The organism is Clostridium thailandense (assembly GCF_019207025.1).
Lineage (GTDB): Bacteria > Bacillota > Clostridia > Clostridiales > Clostridiaceae > Clostridium_AM > Clostridium_AM thailandense.
Genome location: NZ_JAEEGC010000021.1, coordinates 51675 through 75996, shown reverse-complemented (window position 1 = coordinate 75996; position 24322 = coordinate 51675). Strand labels below are relative to the sequence as shown.

At 30.0% G+C, this 24322-nt stretch carries 22 protein-coding genes; all 22 read left to right on the top strand.

What is annotated here, in order from left to right; translation table 11 throughout:
* The first annotated feature begins 228 nt into the window (after positions 1 to 228).
* Positions 229 to 498, top strand: coding sequence for a flagellar biosynthesis anti-sigma factor FlgM (gene flgM, locus I6U48_RS04945; RefSeq protein WP_218319295.1), 270 nt, complete (start codon positions 229 to 231; stop codon positions 496 to 498).
* Between the two features lie 17 nt (positions 499 to 515).
* The gene (locus I6U48_RS04940; protein WP_218319294.1) at positions 516 to 923 is read left to right on the top strand and encodes a flagellar protein FlgN; all 408 of its coding nucleotides are present in this window, start codon (positions 516 to 518) and stop codon (positions 921 to 923) included.
* Positions 924 to 934: 11 nt separating this feature from the next.
* Positions 935 to 2866: a flagellar hook-associated protein FlgK gene (gene flgK, locus I6U48_RS04935; protein ID WP_218319293.1), complete on the top strand. Its 1932-nt coding sequence runs from the start codon at positions 935 to 937 to the stop codon at positions 2864 to 2866.
* A 21-nt stretch (positions 2867 to 2887) separates the two neighbouring features.
* The gene (flgL, locus tag I6U48_RS04930) at positions 2888 to 4201 is read left to right on the top strand and encodes a flagellar hook-associated protein FlgL (protein ID WP_218319292.1); all 1314 of its coding nucleotides are present in this window, start codon (positions 2888 to 2890) and stop codon (positions 4199 to 4201) included.
* 25 nt (positions 4202 to 4226) lie between these two features.
* Positions 4227 to 4661 (top strand): flagellar assembly protein FliW, encoded by a 435-nt coding sequence (gene fliW, locus I6U48_RS04925; protein WP_218319291.1) that lies wholly within the window; start codon positions 4227 to 4229, stop codon positions 4659 to 4661.
* A gap of 64 nt (positions 4662 to 4725) precedes the next feature.
* The gene (gene csrA / locus I6U48_RS04920; protein WP_218319290.1) at positions 4726 to 4944 is read left to right on the top strand and encodes a carbon storage regulator CsrA; all 219 of its coding nucleotides are present in this window, start codon (positions 4726 to 4728) and stop codon (positions 4942 to 4944) included.
* A 36-nt stretch (positions 4945 to 4980) separates the two neighbouring features.
* Positions 4981 to 5376, top strand: coding sequence for a flagellar protein FlaG (locus I6U48_RS04915; RefSeq protein WP_218319289.1), 396 nt, complete (start codon positions 4981 to 4983; stop codon positions 5374 to 5376).
* A 74-nt stretch (positions 5377 to 5450) separates the two neighbouring features.
* Entirely contained in the window at positions 5451 to 5747 is a 297-nt protein-coding gene (locus tag I6U48_RS04910) for a hypothetical protein (protein WP_218319288.1), read from the top strand.
* A gap of 216 nt (positions 5748 to 5963) precedes the next feature.
* Positions 5964 to 6350 carry a flagellar export chaperone FliS gene (gene fliS / locus I6U48_RS04905; protein ID WP_218319287.1) on the top strand — a complete coding sequence of 129 codons (387 nt, stop codon included), beginning with the start codon at positions 5964 to 5966 and terminating at the stop codon, positions 6348 to 6350.
* Positions 6351 to 6414: 64 nt separating this feature from the next.
* The gene (gene fliD, locus I6U48_RS04900) at positions 6415 to 8658 is read left to right on the top strand and encodes a flagellar filament capping protein FliD (RefSeq protein ID WP_218319286.1); all 2244 of its coding nucleotides are present in this window, start codon (positions 6415 to 6417) and stop codon (positions 8656 to 8658) included.
* Between the two features lie 44 nt (positions 8659 to 8702).
* The gene (gene fliT / locus I6U48_RS04895; RefSeq protein WP_218319285.1) at positions 8703 to 9044 is read left to right on the top strand and encodes a flagellar protein FliT; all 342 of its coding nucleotides are present in this window, start codon (positions 8703 to 8705) and stop codon (positions 9042 to 9044) included.
* A gap of 228 nt (positions 9045 to 9272) precedes the next feature.
* Positions 9273 to 11768, top strand: a complete 2496-nt coding sequence (locus tag I6U48_RS30290; protein ID WP_312890893.1) for a flagellin N-terminal helical domain-containing protein — start codon at positions 9273 to 9275, stop codon at positions 11766 to 11768.
* 220 nt (positions 11769 to 11988) lie between these two features.
* Positions 11989 to 15468, top strand: coding sequence for a TDP-N-acetylfucosamine:lipid II N-acetylfucosaminyltransferase family protein (locus I6U48_RS04880; protein ID WP_218319284.1), 3480 nt, complete (start codon positions 11989 to 11991; stop codon positions 15466 to 15468).
* Between the two features lie 37 nt (positions 15469 to 15505).
* Positions 15506 to 16465, top strand: coding sequence for a radical SAM/SPASM domain-containing protein (locus I6U48_RS04875; RefSeq protein WP_218319283.1), 960 nt, complete (start codon positions 15506 to 15508; stop codon positions 16463 to 16465).
* Entirely contained in the window at positions 16449 to 17348 is a 900-nt protein-coding gene (locus tag I6U48_RS04870; RefSeq protein WP_218319282.1) for a radical SAM/SPASM domain-containing protein, read from the top strand. Before I6U48_RS04875 ends, I6U48_RS04870 begins: the two co-directional genes overlap by 17 nt.
* A complete protein-coding gene (locus I6U48_RS04865; RefSeq protein WP_218319281.1) occupies positions 17333 to 18061 on the top strand; it encodes a WbqC family protein in 729 nt (242 codons plus the stop codon). The genes I6U48_RS04870 and I6U48_RS04865 overlap by 16 nt, the downstream gene beginning before the upstream one ends.
* Positions 18048 to 19181 carry a dTDP-4-amino-4,6-dideoxygalactose transaminase gene (rffA, locus tag I6U48_RS04860; protein ID WP_218319280.1) on the top strand — a complete coding sequence of 378 codons (1134 nt, stop codon included), beginning with the start codon at positions 18048 to 18050 and terminating at the stop codon, positions 19179 to 19181. The genes I6U48_RS04865 and rffA overlap by 14 nt, the downstream gene beginning before the upstream one ends.
* Before the next feature lie 23 nt (positions 19182 to 19204).
* Positions 19205 to 20560, top strand: a complete 1356-nt coding sequence (locus tag I6U48_RS04855; RefSeq protein WP_218319279.1) for a class I SAM-dependent methyltransferase — start codon at positions 19205 to 19207, stop codon at positions 20558 to 20560.
* 151 nt (positions 20561 to 20711) lie between these two features.
* The gene (rfbB, locus tag I6U48_RS04850; protein WP_218319278.1) at positions 20712 to 21764 is read left to right on the top strand and encodes a dTDP-glucose 4,6-dehydratase; all 1053 of its coding nucleotides are present in this window, start codon (positions 20712 to 20714) and stop codon (positions 21762 to 21764) included.
* Between the two features lie 14 nt (positions 21765 to 21778).
* The gene (rfbA, locus tag I6U48_RS04845; RefSeq protein WP_218319277.1) at positions 21779 to 22639 is read left to right on the top strand and encodes a glucose-1-phosphate thymidylyltransferase RfbA; all 861 of its coding nucleotides are present in this window, start codon (positions 21779 to 21781) and stop codon (positions 22637 to 22639) included.
* A 69-nt stretch (positions 22640 to 22708) separates the two neighbouring features.
* Positions 22709 to 23203, top strand: coding sequence for a DUF8042 domain-containing protein (locus I6U48_RS04840; protein ID WP_218319276.1), 495 nt, complete (start codon positions 22709 to 22711; stop codon positions 23201 to 23203).
* Positions 23204 to 23239: 36 nt separating this feature from the next.
* Positions 23240 to 24316: a glycosyltransferase gene (locus I6U48_RS04835; protein WP_246615206.1), complete on the top strand. Its 1077-nt coding sequence runs from the start codon at positions 23240 to 23242 to the stop codon at positions 24314 to 24316.
* Positions 24317 to 24322 lie beyond the last annotated feature (6 nt).

The window sequence follows — 24322 nt, the reverse complement described above, 5'->3', positions numbered from 1 at the left end:
CTGTTTTTTTACTTAATATATATCTATGACTGACACTTAAGTATCAATTTTTAATCCTAAATTTTAATAGTGTTTATATTCTTATTAAAGTAGTCAAATAATGGAGAATTGAAGTAAAAATAAGCTATTTTCTTTAATTATCAGGTATAAATATTATATATATATGCCCGATAATACTAATAATAGAAAGAGAAAAAGTTGTTAAATAGACGTTAGGAGTGTATCGATATGAAGATCAATAGTGTTGATCCGAGCAAATTAATAAAATTATACTCAAATAATGTAAAGAGCGTAGAAAAGAAAGAAGAAATAAAGAAAAGTGACTCAATAGAAATATCATCTCTTGGAAAAAGCTTGAGCACTTATTCTCCAGAAGACAGTCTGGTAAATTCAAAAGAAAAAGTAGAAAAGATAAAAAAAGAAATAACCAATGGTACTTATAAAAGAGATGCAAAGCTTGTAGCAGAAAAGGTTCTTGAAAACATTAAGAAGAAATAGAAATATGGAGGTGTGTGATGACTGCAGCATTGAAAGAAATAATTGTAGAAGAGCACAAAGCATTAGAAGCATTATTGGATATATTAGATGAGCAGTTTAAATACCTTACAAAACGAGATGTATTTTCACTTGATAAGGTCTCAAAGAAACTCCATGAGTGCAGTGTAAAAATAGCCCACTTTGAAATGGAGAGAAGAAAGTTGACGGCTGGCAAGTCTATGAAGAACATCATAGAGGATACGAAGGATAAGGAATTAGAGAATAAATATAGAGAAATAGTTAAGCTTTTATCAGAAATAGAACTTCAAAAAACTACAAACGATATGTTAATAAAACAGGGTTTAGGATTTGCAACACAAATGTTGAACTTTCTAAACCCTAATAAAGGGCCTAAAACTTATAATTCTTACGGAAAGCGTAAATAAGGAGTGATAAAATGGCAGGTTTATTTGGGACTTTTAATATAGCAACTAGAGGATTATTTGCCCAACAACAGGCGATTAGTACGACCTCTCATAATATATCAAATGCTAATACAGATGGATATTCAAGACAAAGAGTTACACTTCAAACGTCAAGACCATTTCCTATGCCAGATATGAATAATGCAGTAGGACCTGGACAAATGGGTACAGGAGTAGATGTTGCTTCTGTTGACAGAATAAGAGATAGTTTTCTTGACTATCAGGTGAGAGTTGAAAACGGAGTAAATGGACAATTTACCGGTAGAGATAAATTTTTAAGTGAAGTAGAAAATGTTATGAATGAACCAAGTGATACTGGTATGTCTACTTTAATTGGAAAATTTTTTGATTCATGGAACACTTTGGCTACCTCTGCAAATCAGTCTAATTCAAAATCAATGGTTGCACAACAAGCTCTTGCTCTTACCAATGATTTAAATCATACTTATACAGAGCTTGAAAGTATAAAAAGTAATACGCAAACAGTAATTAAAGATACCGTAAGTGATATAAATAGTATATTAGCTCAATTAAGTCAGGTTAACCAACAGATTATTCAGGTTAAGGTTGCAAAAAATAATCCAAACGACTTAATGGATAAGAGAGACTTGTTATTAGATCAGTTGAGTAATAAATTTGGAATAAATGTAGATAAAAAGCAATTTGAGGGATATAATGTAACCACCGCCGATGAAGGAAAATATAGAGATGTAGGCGATGATGGAAGACCTCCACTAGCAGCAGATGGAACTACCAGTTTAAATCTGGTTCAATCTCAATCACCAGATCAAGCTTGCAGCTTTTCCTATGTAAGTACTATTGAACCTGCAGCTGGACAAAATGCAGGGGAAGCTGGCAATTATAAAGTAACCTACTATAAAAAAGGTGATATGACTAATGATGCAAATAAGGTCACGATTACAGTTGATATAGAACCTACAGGAGCTCCTGGTGATTCTAATTATGTAAGTGCAGCAGATAAATATAATAAGTTGAATCAGGGTAGAGTAATATGGGCAGATAATAGCGGTGCTGCTATTCAAGTAGATAAAAGTTCTAAAACTCAAGGGGTTTACAGTGGAGTTATTCCTACAGATGGAAGTGGAGCAGTAAGCTTTGACCAATTGGCATTGTTTCAACCGCCTACTGGAGAACTAAAGGGATATTCATCTGTACAGAAGGATATAGATAAATATGAAGATCAGCTTAATAAATTCGCAAAATCCTTTGCCTTTTCTGTAAATGGAATAATTAGCCAGAGCAATACAGCTGTAGCAGATACATCAACTAATATAAATAACTTCTTTGTAAATAAGGATAGTACAGCGGTATATAATGGTACAGATACTGATGCCATAGATAAAGCAGAACAAGGAATTACAGCTGCCAATATAACAATTAATCAAGCTATATTAGATAACCCTATGCTTATAAAATCAGCTGCTCAATATGATAGTGCTGGAAATAACTTAAGTGGTGAAAGTGATGGTACGAGAGCACTAGCAGTTGAGACGCTAAGAGACAAACTTATGCAAATTCAAAATGTAGATAGCAGTACAGATAAGCAGAAGTATTTGAAAGATATATTTGTTCAAGATTCTAGTATCGGGTCTTCTACAATATACACAATTAAAAATGCTACTGGTGGTATGACACTGGATAGTTATTTTAAGGATACAATAGACACACTAGGAATACAGGAGCAAGAAGCAAAAAGAATGGTAAGCAATCAAGCTACACTTCTTGCAGGCTTTAAAGAGTCAAGAGACGCTGTATCAGGTGTATCTCTTGATGAGGAAATGGCTAATCTCATACAATTTCAACATTGTTATCAGGCAAATGCTAAGGTCATATCTACTGTAGACGAACTTTTAGATGTAGTAGTTAATGGACTAAAAAAATAAGAAGGTTGAGGTGATTAAAGAGTGCGTGTAACTAATAAAATGCTTGCAAATAGCTATCTTAGTGATATGAATACAAATTTGGAACATATGAAAACTATTCAAAAGCAGATGGCAACAGGAAAAAACTTTAGTAAGCCATCAGATGATCCCTTTAATGTGGCAAGATCAATGCAGATGAATACACAGATTAATGCAAATACACAATATAATAAAAATATAACTAATACAATAAACTGGCTTGATACTACAGATACAGCCTTAGGACAGTTAAATAATGTATTTCAAAGTGTAAGAGAAAAGATGGTGGCGGCAGGAAATGCTGCTTATGGTTCAGATGACAGACAAAAAATTAAAGATGAGCTAAATCAAAGAGTAGGACAGATGGCACAAATATTAAATACAAGCTTTGATGGAGAATATATATTTGCTGGAACTAAAGGAGCTTCAAAGCCTGTAAACTCAGTGACTGATACCAGTATTATTAATGTAGTTAATCCAAGCACAGGTGGTAATATCACAATTAGTGGGAGTTTTTCTGGAAGTAAGAATTTAAATTATAAAATAGAAGTAGCAGGAGTAGATACTTCAACCCCGCCAAAGGTAACAAAAATTAACGTATCACAAAGTACAGATGGTGGCATAACCTTTGGAAGTGCCAGCAGTGTAGACATAGGCAGTGATGGAAGGTTTGCTATAGGTAATAATTTATTTGCAAATATAGCAGATGATACAAATAATAATGTAGCAGCATCTGGAAGTAATACTTACACCTTTGGATGTACAACTACTGGAAATACCAGATTAATGTATTGTAAGGAGGATGGTACTGAGTTAGATCCTTCTGTAGATACAACTGAGTTTGGAATGATAAAATCAAGCAGGCAAACAGAGATTTCTCAGGGGGTGCTGGTAAAATATAATGTTTCAGCAGCAGATGTTATGAGTTACACAAAAAAAGATGGTACTTCAACTGATATAAGAAGTCTCATGCAAAAAATAGTTAATCATCTTGACGGCAAAGATGATACAGGAGCATCAGTTTCTTCAGATTCAGCTCAAACGTTAATTTCAAATGATTTAAGTGAAATAGATGATGCTATGGCGCAAATATTAAAAGTTCGTTCGCAAGTAGGATCAATGCAAAACAGAATGGATAGTGCGAAGGATCAAAATGAACAGTCCAATACAGATATGACAGAGATACTTTCTAAAACAGAGGATGTAGATATAACTGAGAAGACTATGGACTATGCTACAATGCAGACAGTGTATTTAGCATCACTTCAAACAAGTGCTAAAGTTCTTCAGCCAACTCTTATGGATTATATGAGTTAACTCTTAATTAAAAAGGGGTGTTAAGATGAAATTAAACACAAAATACCATGGAGAAAAGGAATATGATGAAAATGATATTATTACATTTGAAAAAGGGATTCCAGGCTTTGAACATTTAAGAAAATTTATTCTTTTCCCGGTAGAAGAAAATGAGGTATTTAATATACTTCACTCTATAGAAGATGAGAGTATAGGGCTTATAGTAGTTTCACCCTTCTTTTCTATTAAAGAGTATGAATTTGATTTAGATGAACAGAAATTAAAGGAACTTAAAATTGAAACTGAAGGAGACGTGTTAGTTCTAAATACAGTAACTTTAGATTCAGATGTCTCAAGTATAACAGTAAATTTAAAGGCGCCAATTATAATTAATACAAAAGAAAAAGTAGGAGAGCAAATAATATTAGATAATCCTAATTATGCAATTAAGCATTTATTATTTGGAAATAATTCAAAATAAATATGGCATAATATATTTAAGAGTTAGTTTAAGAGCTTTTCAAAACGCCTAGGGAGATGATAAAATGTTAGTCATAAGTAGAAAAAAGGGCGAATCTATCTTGCTTGGAGATGATATAGAAATTACTGTGGTAAAAATAGATGACAATTCGGTTAAACTTTCTATATCAGCACCTAAAAGCGTAACAATTTTGAGAAAAGAATTATATAAAGAAGTAGAACAAGAAAATAAAAAAGCTGCGGTTGTAGACATAAATCTACTTAAAGAGTTAAAAAACAGATAAAAGGTACTTATATGATTTAAAAAGGAGTGTTCAAGGATGGAAATTAAAGGTTTAAGTCAAGGAGGACAAAATTATTATACACCCAACTCTTCAGCTCAAGGCTCAAATGTTGATATTCAAGTTCAAAGTACTGCTACTGACAGTAGTTTAAGTGTAGTTCAAACAGATAGTACTATAAAAGTTGGTGGAGCTAATGGTAAAACATTAGATGAAAAAGATGTAAAGAAGGCAGTAGATACTTTAAATAAGTTGTTTGAAGGTACTCCAACTCACATAGAATATGAAACTGTAGGAAAATCAAAGCAGTTAGCAATAAGGATAGTGGATAATGATACAAAAGAGGTAATAAAAGAAATACCATCAAAAAAAATAGTAGAAATGATAGACAAGTTTTGTGAATTAGCAGGAATAATGGTAGATGAAAAAGCTTAGAATAAAATTTTGTGAGGAAAAGTTTTTATAGTTAAGAGTTGACAATTGTCAATTGAATTAAGGGGGGAATTTCTATGGAATTTAGATTAAATAAAGTAGACCCTGAGGTTCGTCAAAGAGTTAAAGAGACTACAAGTGCCGGTAAGATTCATACTAAAAGTGGTATAGTTATAAATAAGGATAACCAAGACAAAAAGAACAAAAATGGAGAAAGTTTTAGCGCAAAGTTAGAGAAAGAGAAAAAAGACAAAAAGAGACTTTCTGTGGATGCGGTAAAGATAGAAGAGGTAGAAGTATCCGCCTACAAAGAGGAAAGAGAAAACACATCAAATGAAGAAGATGCAGGCCACCTTTTAGATGTAAGAAGATAGTTGCTTAAGAATTAAGGCTTAAAAATCGAGTCTTAATTCTTAATTTTTATTAAATAAAATTGATTTAACTACGATAATTAGAATAAGAATTAATAGTTGAGAATTGCGTGTGAAAATTTGGTGTTTGTGCAATCATTGTTGAATAATTAAAATGATGCTGTTAAAGCTTAAATTTTACTTGTAATTCTTAGCTAAAAAGAAGGAGTGTTCAATGATATGTATGCACCAAACGCATATAATGCATATAAAAACAATAGTGTAAATTATGCATCAAGAGAACAATTATTACTTATGCTCTTAGATGGCGCTGTAAAATTCGCAAAAATAGGAAGAGAGGCGCTAGTTGAAAAAGATATAAAAAAATCACATGAAAATATAGTTAAAACTCAAAACATATTTTACGAACTTATGGTTACTCTCGATGTATCGAAAGGTGGAGAATGGGCAGAGTCACTTATGAGGGTATATGACTTTATAGTAAGAAGGCTTATTGATGCTAATATGAAAAAGGATGTCGCAATAATGGACGAGGTAATCCCATTAATAGAGGATGTAAAGGACACTTGGGATAAGGCTTATAAAGTATCTAAAATAATGAAATAGTTTGAAAATGGAAAGCGAAAATTAGGTATTTCTAATTTCATTAGAAATATTAGGGGGGATAAATATGAGTGATGTAAGTACAACATCTACTGGTATGACTGGAGCTGGAGGCGGTAACACTATTAGAATTACAGGTATGGCATCTGGTCTTGATGTAGATGCTTTGGTAAAAAAAATGATGGCAGCAGAGCAAACAAAGCTTGATAAAGCTCAGCAGGATGAGCAATATACCCAATGGAAGCAAGATGCATATCAAGATATTATTAAGGACATAAAAGATTTGCAGAATTCTTTTTTTGATTCAATGACTACGGATAAAAATATTTTATCATCATCAAACTTCTCGCCATTTACGGTAAATAGTACTACAGGTTCTACTACAGTAGATACATCTGTGGCAACTTTTAAACCTGGAACTGGAGCGAAGACGGGAAAATATACGATGAATATTACTCAATTGGCAGCAGCAGCTAGCAAAAGTGGAAGCAAGATTGCAAAAGACACTAGTAAAAGTTTTAACGCTAGTGATTGGAGTGGTAAAAGCATAGCATTTAGTGTTAATGGTGCGACAACTCAAACGATAACTCTAGGTACAGATTCAGACATAACTACTACTGTAAATGATATAAATACAAAAATAAGCAGCAATTCTTCTTTAAAAGGTAAGTTTCAAGCAGTAGTTAATGGAGATAAGATACAGTTTCAGAGTTTAAATGACAGCAGTGTAAAAATATTAGATTCAAGTTCAGGTACTACAGTGACTGGTATAGACGATTTACAAGGAAGAGTAATTAATCCTAGTACATCTACGACCATGAGTGATTTGGGATTGACTTCTTCAGGAACTATTAAATTTAATTGTAATGGTACAGATTACAGTGTCACAGTAAATACTACAGATAAGATAAGTGATGTTATAAATAATATAAGTACCACAACATCAGGTTTAGCCTCAGCAAGTTATAGTCAATTAACAGGAAGCTTTAGTATACAATCGACTAGTACAGGAAGCTCACAAAGTATTAAAATAACTTCAGATTTTGCAGCTTTAGGATTAACTACCGATGCAACACAAGTTGGGAATAGTATAGGGGTTAAAGATACTAGTGGAAATGCAATCGATACAAGCACGACAATGGAAGATTTAGGAATGGGGACAGGCACCAATGGTGATTTAAAGCTTGAATATGATGGAACTGCTTTTAATGTTAACATACTTTCAACTGATAGTATTAGTAGTGTTATAGATAAGGTTCATGCAGCTAATAGTAATGTTACTGCAAGTTTTGACTATACAACTGGTGAGTTTAAACTTGTAGGAGCAGATAGCAGTAAAACTGTAAAAGTTACATCAGATTTTTCAACTTTGGGTTTAAGAGCCGATAGTACTAATGGAAAAGACGCTATTGCTAGTATTACACCTCCAGGTGCTACAAATAGTACAACCATTGCAAAATCAAGTAACAATTTTACTATAGATGGAATGAGTTATACTTTATCAAGTGTTGGAACTGCTTCAGTAAATGTTGGAACAGACACCCAAGCAGTATATGATAAAATTAGTAGTTTTATTACTAAATACAACACTATAGTAGATGAAATTCAAACGAAGCTTACTGAAAAGAAGGATTATAACTATAAACCTTTAACTGACAGCCAGAAGGAATCCATGACCACTTCACAAATTACAGCTTGGGAAACTAAAGCAAAGGTAGGTATCCTTAGAAATGACAGTAATCTTCAAAGTATGCTTGATGGCTTAAGATCTGCATTTACCTCAGCTGTAAGCAGTACTGGACTTGCTTTTGGACAATATGGTGATAATAGTATTGGTATAGATATGTCTTCGGACGTATCAACACCTGGACATGTTGAGATAGCAGACCCATCCAAGTTAAAAGCAGCTATAGCAACTAAAAGTGATAAAGTATTACAAATGTTTACTAATCAGTCTACTGCTGCTGCAGGTAAATCATATGACAGTACTAGCACAAAATATAATGAAGATGGAATTTTTACTAGAATCAAGACTATCTTTGAGAGTAATGTTGGATATACAGGTACTACCTTAAATACTGCCATACTAACTTCTTATGCAAACAAGCAATATGATTATAGTAGTACAGGTAGTGGGGGGAACGGAACTCTTCCTGACCAAATATATGAAGAGCAGCTTCAGATAAAAAAGATTAAATCTGAAATGAGTGATAAACAAGAAAAATACTATTTACAATTTTCAAAGCTTGAAACTGCTATGACACAACTTTCGGCACAACAATCATCATTAAGTTCTATGCTTGGAAGTTAATAAATATAGAACAGATTTGTAAGTTAATTTAGGAGAGCTGAAATATGGATGCGAATTTAAAGGATATCTTAATAAAATACAAAGAGTACACAATGCAAATTATAAAGGTTGTAGAAGAGGATAACTTAGATTTGCTTGAGGAATTAATACAAAGTAGACAGATGTTAGTAGATAAAGCTCTAAATAGTATAGTTGAAAAAGAAGAAGGAAAAAAAATGTATAAGGAACTTGAATTAGATGAAGTTCAAGAGAAGTTGAATACTTTGATGTCAGTTAAACTCGAAGCCGTAAGAGCTGAAATGGAGAAGGTAGCTAAGAGTAAAAGAGCAAATAATTCATATAATAAGAGATATACCAGTGCAACTATATTTAGTAAAAAAATATAATTAAGATTTAAAGAGGCTTAGGCCTCTTTTCTCATGCTTCAAAATTTATAAAAATATTTTTTAAAATAGTGTAAAGTGATAAATAGAGATTACGATAAAACTAATATGAAAATAAAAAAGTAAATACCGGTAATTACAAACAAATATGTTAGTAAACTCAAAGAGTTTAACTATAAATAAGTATGTGAGACAAGGAAGTCCACACCAAAAATCAAGGAGGGAAATTTTATGATAATTAATCACAATCTTATGGCGAACAATGCTATCAGAAACATGAACATTAACTCAAGTAATGCAAGTAAATCAATGCAGAAACTTTCTTCAGGTCTTAGAATAAATAGTGCAGCAGATGATGCAGCAGGACTATCAATATCAGAAAAAATGAGAGGTCAAATCAGAGGACTTGACCAAGCTTCATCAAATGCTCAAGATGGTATCTCAATGGTACAAACAGCTGAAGGTGCATTAAGCGAAACTACATCTATTCTTCAAAGAATGAGAGAGCTAGCTACTCAAGCATCTAATGATACTAATGTTAGTGTTGATAGAACTTCAATACAATCAGAAATGAATCAGCTTACTTCTGAAATAAATAGAATAGGTAACACTACAGAATTTAATACTCAGAAGTTATTAAACGGCGGTGGAGAAGAAAAGAAAATAGATGTTGCAACAGTAAAAGCTGGTGTAGCTAAGGGGAATTTTGAGGGAGCATCTACAACAGCAATGGCAGTTACAAGTGGTACTGCTGCTGTTTGGTCAACTGCTGCTTTAACTGCATTTTCTGCATCAAATAATACTGGTACATTTACATTTAATGGAGTTACAGTTAACATAACAGCTTCTTCAAGTGCTACTGTTGGTGGTACTGTTGGTACAGTTGATACAACTAACAAAACTGTAGCTTTGAACATAACTGGTGATGGTTCTTCTTATGGAGATGTAGGTACTCAAATAGTAGCTGCATTAAATGCATACAAAGGTGCTAGTTCAAACAATGAATTAACAAATTATACTTTTGCAGCTAACAACTCAAACCTTGGTGTTAAGATTACTGCCAATAGTGCTGCAGTAGATAGTGCTCAATTTAGTGCAGGCGGTGATTTAGGAACAGTAGCAGCTACATCTGCAACCACAGCAGGAGTAGACAAGGTAGTCGCAGGCTCATATGCAGTGCCTATAACTCAGGTTACAGGTAGTACAGCAGCAGTAGCAGCTACTTGGAGTTCAGGAGCATTGGCAGGTGGTTCGGCTACATCTTCAAGTACATTTACTTTCAATGGTGTAACTGTAACATTAAATACAGCAGATGCAGCTAATGCTAAAACAGCATCAGCAACAGATTCATTAACAGGTTCTGTTACCATTGACAAAGGTTGGACAGGTTCAGGTGCAGCAGATGCATTGAAATCAGCATTTGAAGCGGTAAAAGCTAAAGGTGGATCAGAATTGGCTAACTTTACATTTAGTGTAAGCAATAATAAATTAGTTATAACTGATACAAAAGCAGATGGAGCTACTAATAATTCCTTAGGAATTACTTCAGCTAGCACAGTAGGAACTGGAATCACTTCTACAGCTTCAAAAACAGCTGGTGTAACTGAAGTTCGTGGTGAGTATAATATGACACTTGATAAAGCTTTTGAATCAGTTGGAATGACAGTGAAAATAGGAGGACAGACATTTACATCTGTAGCTTCTGGAGCAGATGCATCAAAAGGTCAGTTTAATGTTGGAACAGATGCTCATCAACAAGCTTTATCAATTGCAGCAGCTATAAATGCAAATTCTACATTAAGTGGTCGTTTTGATGCGACAGTAGGCACTGATGGCAAGATTACATTAAAGGAGAAAGCAACACAAGCAACAGGAACTGCTGTTTCAAATGGAATAGTTGGTGGAAATGTAGCAGTACAAGGTCAGCAATCCTTTAAAATTGATGATTTAGTAGCTGTAGGCGGAAAATATGAAGTTGCTGGTGTAAGCATTAAGGTCACTGATGATGCAACTGATTCTGGTTTGGCTAATGGAACATCTGTATTATACAGTGCAGATAAAGCAGCTCAAACAGCTAACTTAGCTCAAGCTATATCAGCAAATGCTAGCTTAAATACACAATTTACTGCTTCTGCTTCAGGAAACACTATTACACTTAATCAAAAAATTGATCATGAATCAATGACAGCAACTACAGTAGATACTAATACAAATTCAAAGGATGGATTTGAAGCTAAACTACAAATTGGAGCTAATACTGCTCAAAGCATGACTGTTAACATAGGCGATATGCGTGCTAATGCTTTAAAAATAACATCTAATGATGCTAACGTTACAACTCAAACAGCTAAAAATGGATCAGTGGCATCCTTTGTAGCAACTCAGAATGTAAGTAATGGAACTGATAATACAAGCATAGAATATTCATTAGATGTTTCAACTGCAGATAAAGCAACAGCTGCAATTAGTGTTATAAATGACGCTATTGAAACTGTATCAGCAGAAAGATCTAAGCTTGGTGCATACCAAAACAGATTAGAGCATACAATTAATAACTTAGGAACTTCATCAGAAAACTTAACTTCTGCTGAATCAAGAATTAGAGACGTTGATATGGCAAAAGAAATGTCAACATTCTCTAAAAATAATATACTTTCTCAGGCTGCTCAGGCTATGCTTGCTCAAGCTAACCAACAGCCACAACAGGTTTTACAGTTATTAAGATAGTTTTTTAAAATAAAGAGAAGTCAGAGTTATACTTTGACTTCTTTTTTAAAGATAAAAGGTTATTCTATTAAATATTTTGTATTATCAATATACTTTAATTAGAATAATTTTGTTTTAAAATGAATAATTAGATAGATAACAATTTTCATAGATTAATTTTTTATTACAGTGACTATAAAATACAAATTGTTTATTTTAAAGTAAAATGGGGAGTGATAATATGGAATTTAAATTAAGTATTTGTATGATGGTAAAAGATGAAGAAAAGAATTTAAGAAGATGCTTAGAAAGTTTAAAGCTATTAATAGACAAGCCTTATACAGAGTTAATTATAGTAGATACAGGCTCTAAAGATAAAACTATAGATATAGCAAGAGAGTATACAGAAAAGCTTTATTTTCACCCTTGGAATAATAATTTTGGAGATATGAGAAATATAACTATCTCCTATGCAAAAGGTGAATGGATATTTATTATGGATGCAGATGAGGAACTTAAGAATTCACAAGAATTATTGGATTTACTTAATGATGACAGGATTAATAGATTTAATACTATAATGCTTAGGGAAAAGGAAGCACAAAGAATTGTAGTTCCGGGTAATACTATAAATGCAGAACTATTTAATACTAGTAGACTATTTAAAAATGATGGGAAGTTTAAATATATAGGTGCTGTTCATAATCAGCCGATAAGTAAAAATCCTACTTTTTTAGCACAGGATATAATTTTACATCACTATGGCTATGACATTTCGGACAAAGAACTTATGGAAAAAAAGTTTAAAAGAACTTCAGAGCTTTTAAAGGGGGAGATTAGCAAAGAACCAGAAAATGTATATTATAGATACCAATTATCGGTAAGCTATAGTATGCATGGTGATAAAAAAGAAGCTTGGGATGAAATTCAAAAAGCTTATGCTTTAATAAAAGATAAAAGTGATAAAATTAAAAAAACATATTCATATGTTTATAATAAATATGCAGTATTTGGTTATGCCCAAGGAAAATATGAGAGAATCATTGATGTTTGCAAAGAAGGCATAAATGTAAGGCCTGATTATGTAGATTTATACTTTTTTGCAGCACAGGCTTTTGAAGTTATAAAACATGATAAAGAGGCAATTGAATATTATAAAAAATACTTAGAACTAATGGATGACTTTGAAAATTCTACTTTTGCGACAGACTTTTCAGTGGTACTTCATACAGCCGTAGTAGAGTCTCAAAATTATGCACATGAAAAATTAGCTATTGATTATATGAATAATAATAACTATACTGAAGCAATTAAACATGCAAAGTTAATCAAAGTAAATAGTAATGAACTGGTTAGTTTATTATTTAATATATATATAAAATTTCAAAAGTATGATGAACTTAAAAATTATTATATTACTTTAGAAGAGGATAAAAAGAACTATTTAACTTATATACTAGAAGAACGTAAGATTATATTGAATGTGCAGGAGATTGAAAATACAGAGCATAGTTTTTCGCAGTTAAAAGATAGTTATGGATTATTAAACAGAATTAGAATAAGCATAAAAGAAAATAGAAACTCATTAGATGAAGATAAAAATATTGAATCACTAGACTTTAACAATCTTCCTGATTATTATGGAGATATTATTTATAAATTATTAAAAATTAAATATCCAATATATGATATTTTAACGAGTTGTTTTGAATTAAGATTAAATAAATTTTTTCAATATATAGGGAGCAAATATGAAGATTTAACAGAGACTATATTAGCTTACTTATATGAAAATAAAGAAGAGAATAATTTTAATCAAATAAGAGTAAATAGAGCATTAAAAAGATACATTATTGCATTTGATAAGATGAATGATAATGAATTTTCGCAGATTTTTAAGAGTTATATAAGTGACGGTACTATTTATATAAGTGAAGTTTATAGTAAAAGAATTATTGAGGAAGAAAGAATATTCGACTTAAAAAATGATGAAGAAGCTTTTTTAATATATATGTATAAGGCTGAATATGTAAAAGATAGTAATGAATCTGAGTACGTTAAATATTTAAGAAAAGCTTTAAGGTCATTTCCAGAGATGAAGAAAGGCATAGAAATTTTATTGAATGAACTAAAAGAGAAGCAAAATTTTATGAATGATGAAATGGAAATTTTGAGAAGACAATTAAAAGAGAATATAAGAGCATTAATTGAATCAGAAAATATGCAAGAAGCTAAAGCTTTAATAAATGAATATAGAAAAATGGTGTTTAATGATATAGATATTTACTCTATGAATGCAGTTATTGCAATTATGGAAGGGAATTTATTAGAAGCTGAAAGTATATTAAAGAATGGTTTAAAAAAAGATTGTAATAATTTTGATTTGAATTACAATTTGGCGTATTTATATGAGCAAAAAGGATTATATTTAAAAGCCATAGAAACTTATGAAAATATTGTTTTTAATATGAAAGATGGAGAACAAAGACAGCAAATCATAGAATATTCAAATAAGTTAGAATATGATCATAGAGAAGTGATACAAGATGAACTTGATAAAATTAATATGATGGAATATGGCATTTGTAAAGACACGGAAGAAAGTTTTAAATTACATATAATGTATGACAGTCAATTTTGTGATAAATTTATTAAATTTGTAAATAGCAATTATAAGCAACAGGAGCATAAGTTTATAATCATATATAATAAAGATGAAAAATTAAAATTTATGAATATAGAAAATATAGAAAATGTAGAAATATTAGATATGAGATATGATTTAAAAAAGCTTTTACATTATATAGATAAATGCTCAAAAGTTTTTATACATTACCTATTTGATTATTTTTGTGTGCTTGTGTGTAAGTTTAATATAAAAAAATCCATGAACTGGATGTTATGGGGGGGGGATTTGTATAATTATATTGATTTAGAAATGTATGAACCTATGACAAAAAAACTATTAAAGGATTTTGGAATTGACGCAAATAATAATATTAACAAGAATACAATTGAATATGTTTGTAGAAAAGCAACCATTAGAAGAATAAAGTATATATTAACTGATATAGAAGGGGATTATAATAAAATAAGGGAGAATTTTATTACTGTTGCAAGTAGAAAAAGTTTTTTGTACCCTCAGCCAGTTGAATTTGAAAAATACAAATGTTCAGATTTAAGAGGTAATAACTTATTAGTGAACAACAAATATAAATATACTATATTATTGGGCAATTCAGCAAGTCCTGCGAATAACCATTTAGACATAATCTATAAGTTGAGTAAACTTATAGATAACAATTTTAGTGTAATTGTTCCATTATCATATGGTGGATATGATATGTATGTTGAAAAAATTGTTAATGAAGGAAAAAGATTGTTAGGAGATAGATTTATTCCTTTATTGAAGTACATGGAGGCGGAAGAATACTTTAAAATAATAAGCAAAGTTGATTTTGGTATATTTTACCAAAATAGGCAACAAGCCGGTGGTAATATAATTGCACTTTTATATGCTGGTAAAACTGTATTTGTAAAAAAAGAAAATACTTTATTTAAATATTTAACTAATATGGGATTGATGTTATATGATGCTTCGTCTATCAATAATAAATTAGTTGAAATTAACGATAATAATAAAATCAAAAACTCTGAGATTATAAGGGAAAAATTAGGAAATTGTAAATATAAAGAGTACATGGATAAAATTTTTTTGTAACTATAACATAAACATAGAGAAAGGTAATATTGAAATTATGAATGATAATTATGGCTTTTATGATAGATTAAAAGAAGAATTTCCATCACAAATAATAGTAGATGTAACAGAAGTTTGTAACTTATCGTGCACACATTGTCCTCATGCAAGGTATGAGAAACTTAATATATTGAATAGAAACTTTTTAGATATAAGCTTAAATATAAAATTAGTAGAAGAAGTTAAAAAATATGGAAAGGGAAATACTCAACAGATTAGATATACAGCAAATGGAGAGCCTTTAGTTCATCCTAAGATTTATGAAATGCTTAAATATGCAGCAGATTATTCCGAAACATTTGTTTCGGTTACTACGAATGGTACATTATTAAACGAAAATAATGTTAAGACTTTATTAGGAACAGGGGTAAATCTTATAGATATTAGTATAGATGCTTTTTATGACGAAACTTATTTGAAGATTAGAAAAAATGGAAACTTACAAATCACTAGGAATAATGTGCTAAATCTCATAAAATTAAAAAATGATTTAAAGCTAGATACTAAAATTGTAGTTAGTTTTGTAGAGCAAAAATTAAATAAAGATGAAGTTAAGGAATTTGAAAATTATTGGGAGTCAAATGGAGTAGATTACGTTATTATTAGAAAGTTGCATTCTGCTGGAGGAGCAAATAATTATGGAAATGTTAAATTAAATGAATGTATACAAAAAAGAGAGCCATGTGTGTATCCTTGGGAAAGAATAATGCTTACTGCAAAAGGAAAGTTATCTTATTGCCCTAATTGTTGGGATGGGGGAGCGGAAATTACTGATTATAGAAATACAAATATTTATGATGTATGGCATAGTGAATTTTATAAAAATTTAAGAAAAAGTAATATAAGTGCTAATTTAATGGATTTTTCATTTTGCAATCAATGTGGTGATTGGGCTAAAACAACATGGCCGAATAAAGGTAGAGGGTATGGTGATATGATAAATGACTTTAATAAATAAAAAGTTTCCACCGAGTATAGCACTAGAAACTACTAATTATTGCAACTTAAGCTGTAATTTCTGTGGTCATAGTAAAATGAGTAGACCAAAAGGGTTTATGGATATAAAAACTTATAAAAAAATTATCAATGAAATTGCTCAAGAAGATGAAAATACATGTTTATGGATGGAATTTTACGGCGAGCCTTTACTATTAAAGTATAAGTTAGTTTATTTTATAAGGTATGCTAAGGATAAAGGGTTAAAAAATGTTTATTTAAATACTAATGGATTATTATTAGACGAGGAAATTTCACAAGCTATTATAGATTCAGGTGTAGATAAAATAGTAGTTAGTTTAGATGCATATTATGAAGAAACCTATTTAAAAATAAGAAACAATGACAATTTCCAGAAAGTAAAAAATAATATTATAAAGCTTATAGAAATAAAAAACAATTTAAATCCGAGTTTAAAAATAGAAGTTCAGCTTATTCAGCTTCCTAACGTTCATAAAGATGATGAAGAAGAAAAATTTGTGTCTTATTGGAAAAGTAAGGGAGCCAATGTTAAATTAAAGGAATATATAACTTGGAATGGTGCTTTAGAAATAGAAGGAATGCGACATAAAGAAAGATATCCATGTGGATGGCTTTTTAAAACAATGGCAATAGCATGGAATGGAGATGTAGTTCAATGTAGCTGTGATTTTGATGGTAAGTATATTGCTGGAAATATTAAAAAAAGTAGTATTAGCTATTTGTGGAATGGTAATTTAAAGAGTATAAGAAATTTACACCTTCAAGGAAAATTTAGTGAAATACCAATATGTGAGAAATGTAGAGATTGGGATAGTTATTATATTTCAGAATTAGAGGATGCAATGTTATGTCAAAAAAAATAGCAATACTTCAGTCCAATTACATTCCATGGAAAGGTGTATTTGATATGATATACCAAGTTGATACATTTGTATTTCTAGAAGATGTACAGTATACAGAGCACGATTGGAGAAATAGAAATAAAATAATAACTAAGGATGGGATTAAGTGGATTACAGTTCCTGTAAATCATAGCAATAGATCTAAACAAAAAATATGTGAAGCTGAGATTAATGGCAAAATAAATTGGCAAAGAAAACATTATAATTCATTTGAGTTAAATTACGCAAAGGCCCCATATTTTAAAGAATATAGATGGATTTTAGAAAAGTTGTATAAACATAAAATATGGAATGGAATATCGGATTTTAACATTTATGCTATAAAGCTTATTGCAAATGAACTAGGAATAGAAACAGAGTTTATAAATTCAGTGAATTTAAATATAGATGGATCAAAAGATGATAAAATAATAGATATATGTAAAAAACTAAATTCAACTCATTATTTATCAGGACCTGCAGCTAAGAAGTATATTGTAACACAAAAATTTGAAGAGAATAATATAAAACTTGAATATATTAAATATGAGTATCCAAGATATAATCAACTTTATGGGGAATTTAATCATTTTGTAACAGTACTAGATTTAATATTTAATTGTGGGTCAAATGCTCCTTATTATATATGGGGATGGAAGAAAAATAAAGGGGAAGTGAAATATGATACCATTTAATAAGTCATATATAACAAAAAATGAAGAAATATATATAAGAGACACCTTATTGAGAGGACATACTCATGGAGATGGATACTATACAAAGCAAGTTACTAAGTTTATGGAAAAAACTTTTAATATAAAAAAAGCTTTAATGACTACATCTTGCAGTTCAGCTCTTGATATGTCAGCGTTACTTATAGATTTAAAGCAAGGGGATGAAGTAATACTTCCATCTTATACTTTTGTATCTACTGCCAATGATATTGTTCTAAGAGGAGCTAAACCTATATTTGCAGATATATGTGAGGACACACTTAATATAGATCCTATAGATATAGAAAGAAAAATAACTAAGAAAACAAAAGCTATTATTTCAGTTCATTATGCAGGGGTAGCTTGTGATATGGATTATATTATGAATATAGCAAAAGAATATAAATTAAAAGTTGTAGAGGATGCAGCACAAGGAGTAAATTCTAAATATAAAGGTAAATATTTAGGAACTATTGGAGATATAGGATGTTATAGTTTTCATTCAACTAAGAATTATTCTTCAGGAGAAGGAGGAGCAATTCTTATAAATAATGATGAAACTTTGATTAAGCGGGCTGAGATAATAAGAGAAAAAGGTACAAATAGAAGTCAATTTATTAGGGGAGAAGTAAACAAATATAGCTGGGTAGATATTGGTTCAAGTTACTTACCTTCTGATATTTTAGCAGCATTGTTATATGCTCAGTTTGAAAAACTAGATGAAATTCAGAAAAAAAGAAAAAAAGTTTATGAAAACTACTATGATAGTTTAAAAGATCTAGAGAAGCAAGAAAAGCTTAGACTTCCAGTGATACCACAATATTGCGAGAGTAATTACCACATGTTTTATATTCTGCTTAATTCAGAAAACGAAAGAAACTATTTAATGGATAAATTGAAGGAAAAAGGAATTTCAGCAGCATTTCATTATATACCATTACATAGTTCTCCTATGGGCTTAAAGCTTGGCTATAAGCAGGGAGATATTCCTAAAACAGAAAATTTAAGCAGTAGGATTTTAAGACTTCCTATGTATGCGGAATTAAAAGAAGCAGATATTAAGTATATTATAGAAAATATAGAGAAGATTTTAGAAAACTAATAATTTATTATTATGGAGGCAAAATGAATAACTGTATTGTTTGCGATAACGCTCAACATACTTTGATATTTAAAAAATCTAATTATGAAGTGGTTAGATGTAATAAATGCGGAATGGTTCATATTGAACCGATGCCAACATTAGAAGAGACTATAGAGTATTATCAATCATATGGTCAAGCACAGTATACTGAAGAGTATATAAAGCAAAATATAAATAAAACTTATGTTGAAGGAAGATTTGAGTTTTATAAAAACTTATTACTAAAATATTATAATGAAGGAAGCAGTGTATTAGATATAGGCTGTCATTGTGCAGAGTTTTTAAAAGTTTTAAAGAATGCTAATTTTGATGTATATGGTTTAGAAGTGTCTAAGTCAATAAGTAAGGCTGTTGAGGAAAATTTGAATATTCCAGTGTATAATGTTGATATATCTAAATTAAGCACTGACCAAAAGTTTGATGTTATATCAGCACTTTCTGTATTGGAGCATACTCCTAATCCTGATATTATGATTAAAAAAATTTATAACTTATTGAAAGATGATGGATATTTGTTACTAGAAGTACCAAATGTGGATTCTTATGAGAGTCAAGCTATATTGTACTTTTTTTCCCAAACTCTTAATTATTGGTTTCATCCTACACCACCAATACATTTATATGAATTTAACAAAATCACAATAAATAATTTTTTGAATAAGTATGGATTTCAGATTATAGAAACAGGTACTGCACAGCCTTTTGAATATGATGGTGATACTATTTATCCAGAAGGTTATTACATTAACAGAGAAGGATTAAGTTTAATTAACTTAGAATCAGAAAAGACTAATTTACTAAATATAATAACTCAAAATAGAAATAAATATAAAAATACCATACAAATGGATAAAGAAGTATTAGCTCATATAGGAAAAAGATTAATTAATACATTGTTTAAAGAAATAGCACCATTTTCAAAGGCAGCTGACAATAGAACAGGAATTTGGCTTTTAGCTAAGAAAATAAAAGAAAAGAATGAAATAAATTTAAATGAGCTAAATAATATAGAAGCACTTATAGAAACAGTAGGTGAAGGACTAAATTATGTAAAAATAACTTTGGAAAAGAATGATTTAAATAATTCAGCAGCTGTTTTTAATGATATAGTTTTAGCAATAAGTAAATTAGAAGAGTTAACTAATAAAATTTTTACGAATTCAAATATAGAATTAATTAAAGCAATGCAAGATTTAATTACTTTAATTAATAAGTTTAAAAATTATTATAATTCTAATGAATTAAAAAAATTACAAGAAGAAGTTGAAAACTTAATTAAAAGTTATTATATATGGCGTGAGTGTATAAAAAAAATAATTTTAGATTTTTTCATATAAAAGTTATTTAATAGTGGATACTTATTAATGAGGCTAATATTAATGACAAGAAACAATGTAATTATAGGTTAGGAACAAAAATTTTTGTTCCTAAATTTTTTTTGATTTTTTACGATAAATAGAATAATACTAAAATTAGGAGTAGATAGATATGAAAACATATTTAATAACAGGTGGAGCTGGTTTTATAGGCTCAAACTTCATACATTACATGTTTAATAAATATAAAGAAGAAATTTTTATTATAAATATTGATAATCTGACATATGCAGGAAACCTAAACAACTTAAAGAATATAGAGAATTTAAATAATTATAAATTTATTAAGGGGGATATCTGCGATGCAGAAAATTTAAGTAAAATATTTAAAACTTATGATATAGAGTATGTAGTTAATTTTGCGGCGGAGTCTCATGTAGATAGAAGCATAGAAGATCCCTCAATTTTTGTAAAAACTAATATTTTAGGAACACAAGTTCTCATTGAGATTGCTAAGAAATATTGGAAAATGAAGAATGGGTTTAAAGAAGGGAAAAAATATATTCAAATATCCACAGATGAAGTTTATGGTTCTTTAGGGGAAGATGGATATTTTACGGAGAAGACTCTTATCGATCCGCATAGTCCATATTCTTCAAGTAAAGCTTCAGCCGATTTAATAGTAAAGGCTTATTATGATACTTATAGAATGCCAATAAATATAACTAGATGTTCTAATAATTATGGACCGTATCAGTTTCCAGAGAAACTTATTCCTTTAATTATTAATAATTGTATAAAAAATAGAGATATACCCATATATGGTGATGGAAAAAATGTTAGGGACTGGCTTTATGTTGAAGATCATTGTGCAGCAATAGATTTGGTTATAAACGAAGGGGCAGTTGGAGAGATTTATAATATTGGAGGAAATAATGAAAAGCAAAATATCGAAATAGTAAAATATATAATTTATGCTTTAAAACATAAAGGGTTGGATGTAGAAGAAGCTTTAATAAGATATGTAGAGGATAGAAAAGGTCATGACAGAAGATATGCTATAGATTCAACAAAAATAAGAGAGGAACTAAGATTCAATCCATCAGTAAATTTTAATGATGGGATGTTAAGAACAATAGAATGGTATTTAAATAATAAAGATTGGCTTGGCAAAATAGTAAATGGTGATTATATGAATTACTATAAAAAGTTCTATGGAAGATAGGAGTTGCGTACTAAATGAAAGGTATAATATTAGCAGGCGGGAAGGGTACAAGACTTTATCCCAGCACCAAAGCAATAAGTAAGCAAATAATACCAGTATATGATAAGCCCATGATATATTACCCTTTATCAGCGCTCATGCTTGGAGGGATAAGAGAGGTTTTGATAATTTCTACAGAAAGAGATTTAACTTTTTTTGAAGAACTCTTGGGAGATGGAAGTCAGTTAGGAATGAAATTTTCATATAAAGCTCAACAAAAACCATTAGGTATAGCCGAAGCATTTATAATAGGAGAAGAGTTCATAAAAGATGAGCATGTATGTTTAGTTTTAGGAGATAATTTATTCTATGGGCAAGGATTCACTCCTGCCCTTGAAGAAGCAGCAAAAATTGAAGATGGAGCTTGTATTTTTGCGTATTATGTAAATAATCCATCAGCTTATGGTATAGTTGAATTTGATGAAAAAGGGAAGGTTATCTCTCTTGAAGAAAAACCAAAAGATCCAAAGTCTCATTATGCTGTTCCAGGATTATATTTTTATGATAACTCAGTTATAGAAATAGCTAAAAGTATAAATCCTTCTAATAGAGGAGAACTTGAGATTACAGATATAAATAAAATTTACTTAGAACGTGAAAAGCTTAATGTAAGAGTATTAGGAAGAGGATTTGCATGGCTTGATACAGGAACTCATGATTCTTTGCTTGAAGCTAATAATTTTGTACAGGCAGTTCAAAAAAGGCAAGGATTATATATTGCTTGCATAGAAGAAATAGCTTATAGGAAGGGATTTATAGGGAAAGAGCAACTACATTTACTAGCACAGCCTTTAATGACGACGGAATATGGGAGATATTTAATGACTATTGTATAATGAATGTAGTTTATGATTTGAGGTTTTGAAATAGAATGTAATAGGATTTAAGCTTAAGGTAACAATAGAATGTTTATGAAAAAAATTTTTAGAAAACAAAAAATAGCTGTTATAATTAGCATTGTATTTTTTTTAACATCAATAGCTGTCAATGCAAAAAATTTTATTCAAGATATAAAATATATATTTTATAATAAATCAATCCAAGCTGATAATAAAAATTTAATGAAAAATTCAGATGTAAAAGAACATATATTAAAACTTTCAAATACTTTAGGTGAAGCTATTGAATATATAAAGAATAATGTAAATAGTAAAGATAAGCTTCAAGAATTAAAAAGTTTAACGGATGATTCCATAATAGCTTTAGAAAGTATAGAAAATGCTTTAAATAAAAGTGAAAATACAAGTAACCTAATAGAATACACTGAAAAATTAAAAGAAAATTTTAAAGAATTAAAAACATCACTTGAAGAATTAAAAATGGATAAAGCAGAAAAAATAATAAATTTCTCTATAGAAAAAGAATACGAAAATTGGAGAAACAAGTTAAGTGCTTTGTAATAGGTTTTAAAAGTACGTAAGGAGCAAATAGCAAGCATGGAAACTAGTAAAAAAAACATGATAACTTTATGTATGATAGTTAAAAACGAAGAAAAGAATCTAGAGAGCTGTTTATCAAAAATACATTCTTTTGTAGACGAAATAATAATAGTAGATACAGGCTCTACAGACAACACAAGAAAGATAGCATCAGAATTTACAGATAAAATATACGATTTTCAGTGGTGTAACGACTTTTCAAAAGCCAGAAACTACTCTATATCAAAAGCTTCAAGTGAATGGGTACTTATTCTAGATGCAGATGAATTTGTTAACGACTTTTTCAGATATACTGTAGATGAGTTTATAAATAATCCATCAAATGAAAATAAGGTAGGCAGAATAAAAAGAATAAACATAATGGAAGATTCTTTTGAAACCAAAAAATATACAGAATGGGTTAATAGGCTTTTTAACAAGAATTATTTTTGTTATGAAGGAATAATACATGAACAGATAATAGCTAAAGATGGTAAGGAATATGAAACTGAGTGTTTGGATATAACAGCAGAGCATGTAGGGTATACAAAAGAAGTATTAGGCAGAACGAAAAAAATTAAAAGAAATATTGATATGCTAAAATCTGCCTTAAGTTTAAATTCGGAGGATCCATATCTATATTATCAGTTGGGAAAATCATACTATATGCTTAAAGACTACAAAACATCTTCTCTATACTTTGAAAAGTCATTAGATTTTGATTTGAATTACTACTTGGAATATGTATCAGATCTTGTGGAGACCTATGGATACTCCTTAATTAATAGTGGAAGATATTCAGATGCTCTTGTACTTGAAAATGTTGCATATATATATGATAATAGCCCCGATTTTCATTTCCTTATAGCGCTAGTATATATGAATAATGCAATGTTTGATAAGGCTATTGAGAAATTTTTATGTTGTACTAAGTTTCCTCATGGAAAGGTAGAAGGTATTACAAGTTTTTTAGCTTATTACAACATAGGTGTTATATATGATGTGCTTGGATTCAAAGAACAGGCTTTAGATTATTATAGAATGTGCGGAGAATATGGACCAGCCTTAAAAAGAATTAAGTCACAATTAAACTAATTAGAT

What these genes read in the sequence shown, in the direction of transcription:
- flgM (WP_218319295.1), top strand. Translation starts at nt 229, where the DNA reads ATGAAGATCAATAGTGTTGATCCGAGCAAATTAATAAAATTATACTCA.
- I6U48_RS04940 (WP_218319294.1), top strand. Translation starts at nt 516, where the DNA reads ATGACTGCAGCATTGAAAGAAATAATTGTAGAAGAGCACAAAGCATTA.
- flgK (WP_218319293.1), top strand. Translation starts at nt 935, where the DNA reads ATGGCAGGTTTATTTGGGACTTTTAATATAGCAACTAGAGGATTATTT.
- fliW (WP_218319291.1), top strand. Translation starts at nt 4,227, where the DNA reads ATGAAATTAAACACAAAATACCATGGAGAAAAGGAATATGATGAAAAT.
- csrA (WP_218319290.1), top strand. Translation starts at nt 4,726, where the DNA reads ATGTTAGTCATAAGTAGAAAAAAGGGCGAATCTATCTTGCTTGGAGAT.
- I6U48_RS04915 (WP_218319289.1), top strand. Translation starts at nt 4,981, where the DNA reads ATGGAAATTAAAGGTTTAAGTCAAGGAGGACAAAATTATTATACACCC.
- I6U48_RS04910 (WP_218319288.1), top strand. Translation starts at nt 5,451, where the DNA reads ATGGAATTTAGATTAAATAAAGTAGACCCTGAGGTTCGTCAAAGAGTT.
- fliS (WP_218319287.1), top strand. Translation starts at nt 5,964, where the DNA reads ATGTATGCACCAAACGCATATAATGCATATAAAAACAATAGTGTAAAT.
- fliD (WP_218319286.1), top strand. Translation starts at nt 6,415, where the DNA reads ATGAGTGATGTAAGTACAACATCTACTGGTATGACTGGAGCTGGAGGC.
- fliT (WP_218319285.1), top strand. Translation starts at nt 8,703, where the DNA reads ATGGATGCGAATTTAAAGGATATCTTAATAAAATACAAAGAGTACACA.
- I6U48_RS30290 (WP_312890893.1), top strand. Translation starts at nt 9,273, where the DNA reads ATGATAATTAATCACAATCTTATGGCGAACAATGCTATCAGAAACATG.
- I6U48_RS04880 (WP_218319284.1), top strand. Translation starts at nt 11,989, where the DNA reads ATGGAATTTAAATTAAGTATTTGTATGATGGTAAAAGATGAAGAAAAG.
- I6U48_RS04875 (WP_218319283.1), top strand. Translation starts at nt 15,506, where the DNA reads ATGAATGATAATTATGGCTTTTATGATAGATTAAAAGAAGAATTTCCA.
- I6U48_RS04870 (WP_218319282.1), top strand. Translation starts at nt 16,449, where the DNA reads ATGACTTTAATAAATAAAAAGTTTCCACCGAGTATAGCACTAGAAACT.
- I6U48_RS04865 (WP_218319281.1), top strand. Translation starts at nt 17,333, where the DNA reads ATGTCAAAAAAAATAGCAATACTTCAGTCCAATTACATTCCATGGAAA.
- rffA (WP_218319280.1), top strand. Translation starts at nt 18,048, where the DNA reads ATGATACCATTTAATAAGTCATATATAACAAAAAATGAAGAAATATAT.
- I6U48_RS04855 (WP_218319279.1), top strand. Translation starts at nt 19,205, where the DNA reads ATGAATAACTGTATTGTTTGCGATAACGCTCAACATACTTTGATATTT.
- rfbB (WP_218319278.1), top strand. Translation starts at nt 20,712, where the DNA reads ATGAAAACATATTTAATAACAGGTGGAGCTGGTTTTATAGGCTCAAAC.
- rfbA (WP_218319277.1), top strand. Translation starts at nt 21,779, where the DNA reads ATGAAAGGTATAATATTAGCAGGCGGGAAGGGTACAAGACTTTATCCC.
- I6U48_RS04840 (WP_218319276.1), top strand. Translation starts at nt 22,709, where the DNA reads ATGTTTATGAAAAAAATTTTTAGAAAACAAAAAATAGCTGTTATAATT.
- I6U48_RS04835 (WP_246615206.1), top strand. Translation starts at nt 23,240, where the DNA reads ATGGAAACTAGTAAAAAAAACATGATAACTTTATGTATGATAGTTAAA.